Below are 12,002 nucleotides of genomic sequence, written 5' to 3'. Positions count from 1 at the left end.
CGGGACGCGGTTGCGGGCCGCGTCCCGTCCGAGGAGGCACCATGGGCGTGCCGCCCGGCGAAAACCTGCAGCACCCGTACCGCCAGGACATCGGGTACTACGCCGAGCGCGCGCTCGGCCTGCTCGCTTCGGCCGAGGACGGGACGCCCGGCGCGCGCGAGCCGTTCGAGCGCTGGGGTCAGCCACTCACCCGTGACGGCGCGCGCGTGGTCGTGGCCCGTGAACACGGATTCGGCTCCTGGGAAGCACTTCGCGTCCACGTCGAGTCTCTTGTGGACAGTGGTGAGCCGTTCGCCCGCGCGTACCGGGCAGTCGAGGCGCGGGACGTCGAGCAGCTCGAAACCCTCCTCGGCGAGTTTCCCTGGCTCGTCACCGCCCGTGGCACCAACGGCAACGACCTGCTCGGCATGGCGGGCGCGACCTGCGACGAGCGCCTGAGCCGCGTCCTGCTCGCCCACGGCGCCGATCCCGCCCGCGGCAACGTCCACGGCTGGACCCCGCTGCACCAAGCCGCGTACAGCAATCTCCCGCTGCTGCTCGACTTGCTGCTGGACGCCGGCGCCCCGGTCGACGTCTCCGCTCGTGGCGACGGCGGCACTCCCCTGGTCGTCGCCCTGTTCTGGGGGCACCGCGAAGCCGCGGAGACCCTGGCCGCGCACAGCCGCGCCCCGGGCAACCTGCGGGTCGCGGCCGGGCTCGGCGACAGCGACCTCCTCGACGAGCTGCTGACGTCCGGCCGCGGCGGCGACCACCGCGGCTTTTACCGGCCCCACAGCGGTTTCCCGGCGTGGCGGCCGACGAACAACCCGGCCGAGGCCCGCGACGAAGCGCTCGCCTGGGCCGCCCGCAACGACCGCACCGAGGCGCTGCGCACGCTGGTTTCGCGCGGGGCCGACGTGAACGCCGACGTCTACCGCGGCACGGCGCTGGCGTGGGCGGCGGCGCAGGGCAGGCTCACGGCCGTCCGGACGCTCCTGGACCTCGGCGCCGCCGTGAACCACCGGGGCACCTTCGGCGGCCCTAAGCACGGCGAAGGCGTCACGGCCCTGCACCTGGCCGCGCAGTCCGGGCACCTCGACGTCATCGGCGCCCTGCTCGACGCGGGTGCCGACCGGGACGCGCGGGACGCGAACTTCGGCAGCACCCCGGAGACGTGGGCGGAGGTGTGCGGGCAGCCGGCGGCCCAGGAGCTGCTCCGCTAGACAAGCGGAGTCCGTAGTCCGTATCTTCGGAGACGGACTACAGACTCCGTTTTGTCTTCTGGGAGGACCCATGACCACACCGCGCGACGTCTTCACCGCGTTGTCCGACGGGATCAGCGAAGGCCGCTACGGCGAGCTTTCCGCGCTGTACGCGGAGGACACCGTCGTCGAACACCCGCAGGCCGTCCCCCGGCCGACGCGCCTGACCGGCCGCGACGCCGTCCACGAGCGGTTCACCGGCGCCCTCGCGGGCGCGTACCGGCTCAAGCGGAAGAACGTCGTCGTGCACGAGACGACGGACCCCGAGGTGATCGTCGCGGAATACGACTACGACGCCGAATCCGTCGAAACCGGCCGCACGATCTCGGCGGCCAACATCCAGGTGCTGCGCGTCCGCGACGGCCTGATCGTCCATTCCCGCGACTACCACGACTACCTGAAGCTCGCCGTGATCCGGAACGGCGTCGACCAGCTGGTGAAGGCGTACGAGCAGGCCCCGCCGCGCGAGCTGTCCCCGGTCGTGCCGGAGAGCGCGGGCACGGTGTTCGAGCGGCTCGTGCACGGCGTCGCGGGCGGGCGCTGGGACGCGCTGCCGGAGCTGTACGCCGGAGAAACGCACGTGACGCACCCGTTCCTGCCGGGTTCCGGGGTCGTGCGCACGCGCGACGAGCTGCGGGAGCACTTCGCCGCGGGCAAGGCGATGAACCCGCGCTTCGCGATCGCGGACCTGACGACCTACCAGGGCGCCGATCCGGAGGTGCTGATCGGCGAGTTCGCCTACCAGGGCGAGTACGGCGGGCGCCCGGTGCGGATCGCCAACATCTTCGCCATGCGGGTGCGGGACGGGCTCGTCGTCGAATCCCGCGACTACGGCGACCACCTCGGCATCGCCGGTGACCTCGGCAAGATCCCCGAGCTGGCCGCGAAACTCGCTTAGGCGCCCAGGTCGTCGAACTCGCCGTCGTCGACGCCCTTCACGAACGCGTCCCACTCCGACATCGTGAAGACCATGATCGTGCCGTCGACGTCCGGCGAGCGCCGCAGCGCGACGTAGGTGGCACCGTCGGTGTGCTCGACGAACGCGTACTCGACGACCTCGTCCAGGGTGACGCCCGCGGGCTCGCCCCGGATCCACTCCGCCCCGGAAAGGTCGAGGTGGTGCCGGATGTGCGCCTTGTCATCGGTCATGCGGTCAGCGTAACGAGCCACCCCGAAAAGCCGTGAAGGCCTCCTTACCGGCGTTTTCGACCGGTAAGGAGGCCTTCACGGAACTCGCGGGAGATCAGGCGGTCTCGGTGATCGGCCGGTCCACCCACGACATCAGGTCGCGCAGCTTCTTGCCGGTCGCCTCGATCGGGTGCTGGTTGCCCTGCTCCTCGAGCTTGGTGAAGTTCGGCCGGCCGGCCTCGTCCTCGGCGACCCATTCGCGGGCGAACGTGCCGTCCTGGATCTCGCCGAGGATCTTCTTCATCTCCTCCTTCACCGCCGGCGAGATGACGCGCGGGCCGCGGGTCAGGTCGCCGTACTCGGCGGTGTCGGAGATCGAGTAGCGCTGGCGCGCGATGCCGCCCTCGTACATGAGGTCGACGATCAGCTTCAGCTCGTGCAGCACCTCGAAGTAGGCGATCTCCGGGGCGTAGCCGGCCTCGGTGAGCACCTCGAAACCGGTCTGCACCAGCGCGGACGCGCCACCGCAGAGCACGGCCTGCTCGCCGAAGAGGTCGGTCTCGGTCTCCTCGGTGAACGTCGTCTTGATGACGCCGGCGCGGGCGCCACCGATGGCGGCCGCGTAGGAGAGGGCGAGCGCCTGGGCGTTGCCGGACGCGTCCTGCTCCACGGCGATGAGCGCCGGGACGCCCTTGCCGTCGACGAACTGGCGGCGCACGAGGTGACCCGGGCCCTTGGGGGCGACCATGGCGACGTCCACGTTGGACGGCGGCTTGATCAGGTCGTAGCGGATGTTGAAGCCGTGGCCGAAGAACAGCGCGTCGCCGTCCTTGAGGTTCGGCGCGATGTCCTGCTCGTAGATGAAGCGCTGCTTGGTGTCCGGCGCCAGGATCATGATCAGGTCGGCCTCGGCCGACGCCTCGGCCGGGGTGAGCACGCGCAGGCCCTGCTCTTCGGCCTTCGCCCGCGACTTGGACCCCTCGGGCAGGCCGATGCGGACGTCGACGCCGGAGTCGCGCAGGCTCAGCGAGTGGGCGTGGCCCTGGCTGCCGTAGCCGATGACAGCGACCTTGCGCCCCTGGATGATCGAAAGGTCGGCGTCGTCGTCGTAGAAGATTTCCACTGCCATGGGGGTGTTGCTTCCTTTCCTGACTTACTTCTCTAGCGCGGTGATGTGGCGGTGATCGAACGGGCGCCGCGCCCCACCGCGACCATGCCGGACTGCACGAGCTCGCGGATGCCATACGGCTCCAGCATCCGCAGCAGCGCACCGATCTTGTCGGACGTCCCGGTGGCCTCGACGGTGAGCGCCTCGGGCGAGACGTCCACCACCTTGGCGCGGAAGAGCTGGACGGTTTCGAGGACCTGGCTGCGCACGGTGTTGTCGGCGCGCACCTTCACGAGCAGCAGTTCGCGCTGCACGGCGGTCGACTGCTCCAGCTCGACGATCTTGATCACGTTGACCAGCTTGTTGAGCTGCTTCGTCACCTGTTCGAGCGGTAGCTCTTCCACGGCGACCACGATCGTCATCCGGGACACCTCGGGGTTTTCCGTGGGCCCGACGGCAAGGGACTCGATGTTGAAACCACGGCGGGAGAACAGGCCGGAGACGCGTGCGAGCACACCGGGCTTGTTCTCGACCAGGACACTCAGCGTGTGGACGGTCATCTCAGTGCTCGCCACCTTCCGCGGCGGCTTCCGTCGTCTCCACCGAAACCTCGTCGTCGTCGAACAGCGGCCGGATGCCCCGGACCGCCATGATCTCGTCGTTGCCGGTGCCCGCGGCGACCATCGGCCACACCTGGGCATCCTTCCCGACCACGAAGTCGATCACGACGGGGCGGTCGTTGATCTCCATCGCGCGGCGGATGGTGGCGTCGACGTCTTCCTTGGTCTCGCAGCGCAGCCCGGCGCAGCCCAGCGCCTCGGCCAGCAGCACGAAGTCCGGGATGCGGTGCTTGTGCGTGCCGAGGTCGGTGTTGGAGTACCGCTCCGAGTAGAAGAGGTTCTGCCACTGCCGGACCATGCCCAGGTTGCCGTTGTTGATCACGGCGACCTTGATCGGCGCGCCCTCGATGGCGCAGGTGGCCAGCTCCTGGTTGGTCATCTGGAAGCAGCCGTCGCCGTCGATCGCCCAGACCTGCGTGCCGGGGACGCCGAACTGCGCGCCCATCGCGGCGGGCACCGCGTACCCCATGGTGCCGAGGCCGCCGGAGTTGATCCAGGTGCGCGGGTTCTCGTACTTGACGAACTGCGCGGCCCACATCTGGTGCTGGCCGACGCCGGCGGCGTACACCGCGTCCGGGCCGACGATCTGGCCGATCCGCTCGATGACGTACTGCGGCGACAGCGAACCGTCGTCGGGCCACTCGTACCCGGCCGGGTAGGTCTTGCGCCAGTCGTCGGCCTGGGTCCACCAGTCGGCGAGGTCGGGCTTGCCGCCGTGCTCGAACTCCGTGGTGACGGCGGTGATCAGCTCGCCGATGATCTCCTTGCAGTCCCCCACGATCGGCACGTCGGCCTTGCGGTTCTTGGAGATCTCGGCGGGGTCGATGTCGGCGTGCACGACCGCGGCGTCCGGCGCGAACGACGACAGCTGGCCGGTGACCCGGTCGTCGAAGCGGGCGCCGAGCGCGATGAGCAGGTCGGCGCGCTGCATCGCGGCGACCGCGGCGACCGAGCCGTGCATGCCCGGCATGCCCAGGTGCTGCGGGTGCGAGTCGGGGAACGCGCCGCGCGCCATCAGCGTGGTGACGACGGGGATGTTCGTCAGCTCGGCCAGCTGCTTCAGCTGCTCGTGCGCCTCGGCCTTGATCACGCCGCCGCCGACGTAGAGCACCGGTCGGCGCGACTTCGCGATCAGCTTCGCGGCTTCGCGAACCTGCTTGCCGTGCGGGCGCAGCGTCGGGCGGTAACCCGGGAGGCGCAGCTCGGTCGGCCAGGAGAACGAGGTCATCTCCTGCAGCACGTCCTTGGGGATGTCCACCAGGACCGGGCCGGGGCGTCCGGTCGCGGCCAGGTGGAACGCCTCGGCGATGGTCCGCGGGATTTCCGCCGGGTCCGTGACGAGGAAGTTGTGCTTGGTGATCGGCATGGTGATGCCGCAGATGTCGGCTTCCTGGAACGCGTCGGTGCCGATCAGCGCCCGGGTCTGCTGGCCGGTGATGGCCACCACCGGGACGGAGTCCATGTTGGCGTCGGCGAGCGGCGTGACCAGGTTGGTGGCGCCGGGGCCGGAGGTGGCCATGCACACGCCGACCTTGCCGGTGGCCTGCGCGTAGCCGGTCGCCGCGTGCCCCGCGCCCTGTTCGTGGCGGACCAGGACGTGGCGGACCTTCGTCGAGTCGAGCAGCGGGTCGTAGGCGGGCAGGATGGTGCCGCCCGGAATGCCGAAGACCACCTCGGCGCCGACGGCCTCGAGCGAGCGCACGAGCGACTGGGCGCCGGTGACGCGCACCGGCGTTCCCGCCGGGGGCGCCGGCTTCGGACGGGCTCCGGACGTACCGGGCGTCGGCCCGGGTTTCGCGTCGCTGCGCGACGTGGCACTGGTCATCGGTTCTGCCTCGTGGGTCTCGGTGTCACTCGTTCGGGTCAGTTTGATGCGGTGCGGTGAAGAAGCTCTTCTCCTCGGGCAACAAAAAACCCTCGCCGACCGTAAGGTCGCACGAGGGTCGCGCGTCGACGCAGCGGAAGGACTTCCCTAAGCGTCGACGCGCTTGGGAAGTACGAGGCCGGTCAGCGGTGTCACGGCGATGACGCTAGCCGGAACGCCGCGCGGGTGTCAACTCTGCGGGACGGTGTGTCCGGATCGTGGACACAGCCGCGACGCGTGTCACGCCCGCCCGACCCGGGTTCGGGCCGGTCGGCGCGGCGGTGCACCATTTCGGGGTGGCCGAAAAAGCTCAGCAGGACGAGGGCCGGAAGGCCGTCTTCCGCGTCCCCCGCACGTCGTTCATGGCGATCGCGCTCCTGACCGTGTGCGTGACGCCGATCGCGCTCGGGGAAATCCCGTACCTGCAGTGGCTCTACATCTTCCCGATCGCGCTCGCGGTCTTCGTGGTCCGCCACCGCACCGTCGCCACGCGCGAAGGGCTGGCGATCCGGACGATGTTCGGCAAGCGCGACGTGCCGTGGTCGGCGCTGAAGGGCCTCGCGATCACCAAGAAGTCCCGCGTCCAGGCGGTGCTGAAGGACGACACGAAGGTGCCGCTGCCGACGGTCCGGACCCGGCACCTGCCGGTGCTGTCGCTGGTGAGCGAGGGCCTCGTCGCCGATCCGAGCGGCCTGCTCGAAGAGGAAGACCTGAAGCCCGGCTCGTAGCACCCTCGATGGACGGGCTCCGCACGACTGGCTAAATTGGTAGGACCAGTTTTGGCGGAGTGTTCCCGCCGACCATCCGACCTGGGAGTTTCGCCGTGCCGCCTCTCCGTTCCCGGACCACCACCCACGGCCGCAACGCGGCGGGCGCGCGCTCGCTCTGGCGCGCCACCGGCATGACCGACAGCGACTTCGGCAAGCCGATCGTGGCGATCGCCAACTCCTACACGCAGTTCGTGCCCGGCCACGTGCACCTCAAGGACCTCGGCGAGATCGTCGCCGGCGCGGTCAAGGAAGCCGGCGGCGTCGCGCGCGAGTTCCACACCATCGCCGTCGACGACGGCATCGCCATGGGCCACTCCGGCATGCTCTACTCGCTGCCCTCGCGCGAGATCATCGCCGACTCGGTGGAGTACATGGTCAACGCGCACCAGGCCGACGCGCTGGTGTGCATCTCCAACTGCGACAAGATCACCCCGGGCATGCTCAACGCGGCGATGCGGCTGAACATCCCGGTCGTGTTCGTCTCCGGCGGGCCGATGGAGGCGGGCAAGGCGGTCGTCGTCGGCGGCGTCGCCCAGGCCCCGACCGACCTGATCACCGCGATCGCGGCGTCGGCGAGCCCGGAGGTCGACGAGGACGGGCTGGGCATCGTCGAGCGTTCCGCGTGCCCGACGTGCGGCTCGTGCTCGGGCATGTTCACCGCGAACTCCATGAACTGCCTCACCGAGGCGCTGGGGCTGTCCCTGCCGGGCAACGGCTCCACGCTGGCGACGCACGCCGCGCGCCGCGCGCTGTTCGAGGAGGCCGGGCGCACGGTCGTCGAGCTGTGCAAGCGCTGGTACGAGCAGGACGACGACTCGGTGCTGCCGCGCTCGATCGCGTCGAAGGCGGCGTTCGAGAACGCGATGGCCCTCGACATGGCGATGGGCGGCTCGACGAACACGGTGCTGCACATCCTCGCCGCCGCGCAGGAGGGCGAGGTCGACTTCACGATCGCCGACATCGACGCGATCGGCCGCCGCGTGCCGTGCCTGTCGAAGGTGGCGCCGAACTCGGACTACCACATGGAGGACGTCCACCGTGCCGGCGGCATCCCGGCGATCCTCGGCGAGCTGCACCGCGGCGGCCTGCTGAACACCGACGTCTGGTCGGTCCACTCCAAGGACCTGGAATCCTGGCTCGCCGCCTGGGACATCCGCGCCGCTTCGCCCTCGCCGGCGGCGCTCGAACTGTTCCACGCGGCCCCGGGCGGCGTCCGCACGACCGAGGCGTTCTCGACGTCGAACCGCTGGTCGTCCCTGGACACGGACGCGGCGGGCGGCTGCATCCGCGACGTCGAGCACGCGTACACGAAGGACGGCGGCCTGGCCATCCTGCGCGGCAACCTGGCCGAGAACGGCGCGGTCATCAAGGCGGCGGGCATCGACGAGGACCTGTGGCACTTCGAAGGCCCGGCGCGGGTCCTGGAGAGCCAGGAGGAAGCGGTCTCGGCGATCCTCAAGAAGGAGATCCAGCCGGGCGAGGTCCTGGTGATCCGCTACGAGGGCCCGGCGGGTGGCCCGGGCATGCAGGAAATGCTGCACCCGACGGCGTTCCTCAAGGGGTCGGGCCTCGGCAAGAAGTGCGCCCTGATCACGGACGGCCGCTTCTCGGGCGGTTCGTCGGGAATCTCGGTCGGCCACATCTCCCCGGAGGCGGCGGCCGGCGGCCTGATCGGCCTGGTCGAGAACGGCGACCGCATCCTCCTCGACGTCCACGAGCGCCGGCTGGAGCTGCTGGTGGACCCGGAGGTCCTGGCGGAGCGCCGGTCGAAGATGGAGGCGTCCGAGCGCCCGTGGCAGCCGAAGGAGCGCCAGCGCCCGGTGACGGCGGCACTGCGCGCGTACGCCCGCATGGCGACGTCGGCGGACACGGGCGCGGTCCGCGACGTGAACAAGTAGGTCCGGCTCCCCACCGTCCGGCTCCGGCCGGCTCCAGCCGCGAAGGCCGTCCCGCTCCCGGGGCGGCCTTTCCGGCGTCCGGACCACCCCTCGGCCGTGAGGGGGACCCCCGGTTTCAACGTTACCGGCGAGCACTGACAATTCCGGGCTCGTCGGCTGCCGCGGACCCGAGCTGTCCACAGTCCGGCCCGCACGGCCGAGTTGTCCCCAGGCCGCCGCAGGACCAGCCCGCGCCGCACCACCGAGCCGGTCCCAGGCAGCCCTGGACAACCAAGCCGTCCCCAGCGGCATCGCGCCGCCGAGCCAGACCCACGCCTGCCCCCGCCGAGTCCCCCAAGCCGCCGCACCACCGAGCCGGTCCCACGCAGCCATGCACGACCAAGCTGCACCCCAACGGTGCCACGCCGCCGAACCAGACCGACGCCCGCCCGGCCGAACCTGACCCCAGCCCGCCCCGCCGAGCCACCCCCACGCCCGCCTCGCCGTACCGGCCCCAGTCCCCCACCGAGCGGGACCCAGCCCGCCGCGGCGCCTACCGCGTCAGGACGATGACCACCACGGTCGCCGCCGCGGCCAGCAGCAGTGACACCAGCCCCAGCGGCAGCGGCCGCTTCCGCCACGGCGTGTTCCGCTCCAGCGAAACCGGCCCGGCCCCGGTGAACAGCAAGCTCAGCGCGGAAGCCCCCAGCAGCAGCTCCAGCTCGAACCCCTGCCCCTGCTGTTCGAAGAACCCGCCGTGGAACTTCGCGTACACGGCGTTCGCCGCCACCCCGAGCAGCGCGGCCGCGGCGAGCGGCGTGAACAGCCCGACGATCACCAGCACCCCGCCGCCGACCTCGGCGATCCCCGTGATCCACGACAGCAGCGTCGTCTGCTTGTGGTAGCCGAACGTCTCCAGCACGCGCGCGAACCCGCCGATGCCCGGCCCGCCGAACAGGCCGAACAGGTGCTGCAGACCGTGCGCGCCCATGGTCACGCCGAGCGCCAGCCGCAGGATCAGCAGGCCGAGGCCGAGCCCGCCCTGGCGCGGGGTGTCGTCACCCCCGTCGTCCTCGACGTCGGAGAGAAGGCTGGTGGGCTGCTGCGAAAAATCGTCTCCACTGCTCACGCGCGAAGGGTAGGGGATCGGCGCGGGCCTGGCGAGCTCAGTATTCGCCGTGGACGAGGTTGTCCGGCAGCTCGCCGCCCGCGTACCGGGCGATTTCCGCCGCCGCGACGGCGTACGACCGCCCCCGCACCCCGCGCACCGACCCGCCGATGTGCGGGGTCAGCAGCAGCCCGGGCACCGTCCACAGCGGGTGCCCGGACGGCGGCGGCTCGGGATCGGTGACGTCCAGCGCGGCGCGCAGCCGTCCCGTGGTCAATTCGGCGACCAGGGCGTCGGTGTCGACCACCGCGCCGCGCGAGACGTTGACCAGCACCGCGCCATCGCGCATCTCGGCCAGGAACTCAGCGCCGACCATGCCCCGGGTGCGCGAGGTCAGCGGCACCATCAGCACCACGGCGTCGTGCAGCCCGAGCAGCGCCGGCAGCTCGCTCACGCCGTGCACGCCCTCGCGCGCGGTCATCCCGACCATCGTGCACCGCGCGTCGAACGGCTCGAGCCGGCGTCGCAGGTGCCGCCCCAGGTCGCCGGCGCCGATGACGAGCACGCGCTTGCCCTGCAGCGTGTCGGCCGTCTGCCGTTCCCAGCGGCCTTCGCGCTGCGCCGCCGCGAAGACGTCCAGCTTCCGGTACATCGACAGCAGCACCGCGACGACCCATTCGGCGGTGCTCCCGCCGTGCGCGCCGCGGCAGGTGGAGAGCAGGACGCCGTCGGGCACCTTGCCCACCCAGTCTTCGGCACCGGCGGACAGCAGCTGGATCAGCTTGAGGTTCGGCAGCGTGCGCCAGAGCTCCTCGCCGGGCGGGTGCTTGCCGGGGATGAGGACCTCCGCCTTCGCCGCTTCCGGGGGCACGGGTTCGCCCCACTGGTAGCGCACGGGCAGGACCCGCGGGACCTCGGCGAGCACGGTCATGCCCTCGTCGTCGGGAACCAGCACGGTCAGCGTCATGATCCCCAACGTAAACCAGGAGTGCTCACCCATGGTTCACGCGGCGGGCCCTAGGCTGGGGGATCATGCGCACTCGGTACCGGTCGGCCCTGCTGGCGATCCTGGCCTGCGGCGTCCTGCTGCCCGCCGGCTGCGCGCGGTTCGACGACACCGCGGCCGGCCAGTCGTTCAGCCCCGCCCCCGTCCCGAGCCCCGAATCGCCGCCCCAGGTCCAGGGCCCCGGCGCGGATTCGGGCGGCGACGGCAAGCAGGTGCGCCCCGGCCCGTCCGCGACGCCGGTGCCGCCGCCCCAGGGCTGCAAGGACTTCGACCCGTCGGTGATCTCGACGTGCCTGGACACCGTCGCCGCGGTGGCCGGCCTGCCGGGCGACGGGTCGACGCCGAGCGCGCTCGCGGGCGAGCGAAAGAGCGGCCGCGTAATGCTGGCGACGGCGGGCAAGGACGCGACGGACTTCGCGAAGCTCGACGTCCAAGCGGCCGGGGACGGCGGCCTGACCGGACTCGCACTCTCGCCGTCGTACGTCGAAGACCAGCTGGTGTTCGCGTACGTGACGACAGCGACCGACAACCGCGTCGTCCGCTTCGCGAAGGGCCAGGCCGCGAAGCCGGTGCTCACCGGCATCCCGAAGGGCGCGTCCGGCAACCGCGGCACGATCGCGACCGACAACCGCGGCGCGCTGCTGGTCGCGACGGGCGACGCGGGCAACCCGAACGCCGCCGCCGACCCGAACTCCCTGGCCGGCAAGGTGCTGCGCATCGACACGTCCGGCAAGGCCGCGGCCGGCAACCCGAACGGGTCCCTGACCGTGGCGGCCGGCCTGCACGCCCCCGGCGGCCTGTGCGCCTCGGCCGACGGCGGCCGCGTCTGGGTCACCGACCGGCTCGCCGACAAGGACGTCCTCTACCGGCTGCAGGCCGGGCAGCCGCTGACGACTCCGGCGTGGACGTGGCCCGACAAGCCGGGTGTCGCGGGCTGCGCCGACTTCGTCGACGCCAACGGCTCGGTCTCGGTCGGCACGTCGCTGGCCGGCAACCTGCAGAACCTGCCGGTCACGCCGGAGGGCGCGATCAGTGGGAAGCCGACGGTCAGCCTCGACGGCAAGACCGGCAAGCCGCCCGTGACGTACGGGCGCCTCGCCGGGATGAGCATGATCAACCCGCAGCTCGCGGTGGCCGGCACGGTCAACAAGGACGGCGGCACGCCGGTGTCGAGCGACGACCGCGTCGTGCTCATCACCCCGGCGACCTCCGGTGGCGGCAACGGCAAGGACTGACGCTCGCGTTTGCCGTTTTTCGACCAGCGTCTGTTTTCGCTGGTC

Annotated in this window: 11 protein-coding genes; 5 read left to right on the top strand and 6 right to left on the bottom strand. The window is 71.3% G+C overall.

The window, feature by feature from the left end:
* Window positions 1-41 precede the first annotated feature (41 nt).
* Both EIY87_RS04395 and EIY87_RS04390 read left to right on the top strand, forming a co-directional pair.
* The gene (locus EIY87_RS04395) at window positions 42-1,202 is read left to right on the top strand and encodes an ankyrin repeat domain-containing protein (protein WP_125306354.1); all 1,161 of its coding nucleotides are present in this window, start codon (window positions 42-44) and stop codon (window positions 1,200-1,202) included.
* Window positions 1,203-1,272: 70 nt separating this feature from the next.
* Window positions 1,273-2,139, top strand: coding sequence for a nuclear transport factor 2 family protein (locus EIY87_RS04390; RefSeq protein WP_125306353.1), 867 nt, complete (start codon window positions 1,273-1,275; stop codon window positions 2,137-2,139).
* Here the strand turns inward: EIY87_RS04390 and EIY87_RS04385 are convergent.
* From EIY87_RS04385 to EIY87_RS04370, 4 genes are all read right to left on the bottom strand, one after another.
* Window positions 2,136-2,390 (bottom strand): DUF397 domain-containing protein, encoded by a 255-nt coding sequence (locus EIY87_RS04385; protein ID WP_125306352.1) that lies wholly within the window; start codon window positions 2,388-2,390, stop codon window positions 2,136-2,138. The genes EIY87_RS04390 and EIY87_RS04385 overlap by 4 nt on opposite strands.
* A 94-nt stretch (window positions 2,391-2,484) precedes the next feature.
* A complete protein-coding gene (gene ilvC, locus EIY87_RS04380) occupies window positions 2,485-3,498 on the bottom strand; it encodes a ketol-acid reductoisomerase (RefSeq protein WP_086842286.1) in 1,014 nt (337 codons plus the stop codon).
* A gap of 32 nt (window positions 3,499-3,530) precedes the next feature.
* Window positions 3,531-4,037, bottom strand: a complete 507-nt coding sequence (gene ilvN / locus EIY87_RS04375) for an acetolactate synthase small subunit (RefSeq protein ID WP_086842284.1) — start codon at window positions 4,035-4,037, stop codon at window positions 3,531-3,533.
* A 1-nt stretch (window position 4,038) separates the two neighbouring features.
* The gene (locus tag EIY87_RS04370; protein ID WP_225439697.1) at window positions 4,039-5,922 is read right to left on the bottom strand and encodes an acetolactate synthase large subunit; all 1,884 of its coding nucleotides are present in this window, start codon (window positions 5,920-5,922) and stop codon (window positions 4,039-4,041) included.
* 335 nt (window positions 5,923-6,257) lie between these two features.
* On the opposite strand from EIY87_RS04370, the gene EIY87_RS04365 reads away from it, so the two are divergent.
* Complete coding sequence (locus tag EIY87_RS04365) at window positions 6,258-6,689, top strand: PH domain-containing protein (RefSeq protein ID WP_225439695.1); 432 nt, start codon at window positions 6,258-6,260, stop codon at window positions 6,687-6,689.
* A gap of 95 nt (window positions 6,690-6,784) precedes the next feature.
* Entirely contained in the window at window positions 6,785-8,629 is a 1,845-nt protein-coding gene (ilvD, locus tag EIY87_RS04360) for a dihydroxy-acid dehydratase (protein ID WP_125306350.1), read from the top strand.
* Window positions 8,630-9,161: 532 nt separating this feature from the next.
* On the opposite strand, the gene EIY87_RS04355 is transcribed toward ilvD, so the two are convergent.
* Together EIY87_RS04355 and EIY87_RS04350 are read right to left on the bottom strand one after the other, a co-directional pair.
* Complete coding sequence (locus EIY87_RS04355) at window positions 9,162-9,737, bottom strand: DoxX family membrane protein (RefSeq protein WP_125306349.1); 576 nt, start codon at window positions 9,735-9,737, stop codon at window positions 9,162-9,164.
* A 37-nt stretch (window positions 9,738-9,774) separates the two neighbouring features.
* Complete coding sequence (locus EIY87_RS04350; RefSeq protein ID WP_191983946.1) at window positions 9,775-10,683, bottom strand: 2-hydroxyacid dehydrogenase; 909 nt, start codon at window positions 10,681-10,683, stop codon at window positions 9,775-9,777.
* 65 nt (window positions 10,684-10,748) lie between these two features.
* Here EIY87_RS04350 and EIY87_RS04345 point away from each other — a divergent pair, with 65 nt between their 5' ends.
* Window positions 10,749-11,957 carry a PQQ-dependent sugar dehydrogenase gene (locus EIY87_RS04345; RefSeq protein ID WP_125306347.1) on the top strand — a complete coding sequence of 403 codons (1,209 nt, stop codon included), beginning with the start codon at window positions 10,749-10,751 and terminating at the stop codon, window positions 11,955-11,957.
* Window positions 11,958-12,002: the final 45 nt, after the last annotated feature.

It is taken from the genome of Amycolatopsis eburnea, assembly GCF_003937945.1.
Taxonomy (GTDB): domain Bacteria; phylum Actinomycetota; class Actinomycetes; order Mycobacteriales; family Pseudonocardiaceae; genus Amycolatopsis; species Amycolatopsis eburnea.
Note: the sequence above shows the minus strand (reverse complement) of the source record. Positions and strands in the feature narration are given on the sequence as shown.

Excerpts from the sequence above, each read along its gene's own strand:
- EIY87_RS04390 (WP_125306353.1), top strand. The coding sequence starts at position 1,273 with ATGACCACACCGCGCGACGTCTTCACCGCGTTGTCCGACGGGATCAGC.
- EIY87_RS04345 (WP_125306347.1), top strand. The coding sequence starts at position 10,749 with ATGCGCACTCGGTACCGGTCGGCCCTGCTGGCGATCCTGGCCTGCGGC.
- ilvN (WP_086842284.1), bottom strand. The coding sequence starts at position 4,037 with ATGACCGTCCACACGCTGAGTGTCCTGGTCGAGAACAAGCCCGGTGTG.
- EIY87_RS04385 (WP_125306352.1), bottom strand. The coding sequence starts at position 2,390 with ATGACCGATGACAAGGCGCACATCCGGCACCACCTCGACCTTTCCGGG.
- ilvC (WP_086842286.1), bottom strand. The coding sequence starts at position 3,498 with ATGGCAGTGGAAATCTTCTACGACGACGACGCCGACCTTTCGATCATC.
- EIY87_RS04370 (WP_225439697.1), bottom strand. The coding sequence starts at position 5,922 with ATGACCAGTGCCACGTCGCGCAGCGACGCGAAACCCGGGCCGACGCCC.
- EIY87_RS04395 (WP_125306354.1), top strand. The coding sequence starts at position 42 with ATGGGCGTGCCGCCCGGCGAAAACCTGCAGCACCCGTACCGCCAGGAC.
- EIY87_RS04350 (WP_191983946.1), bottom strand. The coding sequence starts at position 10,683 with ATGACGCTGACCGTGCTGGTTCCCGACGACGAGGGCATGACCGTGCTC.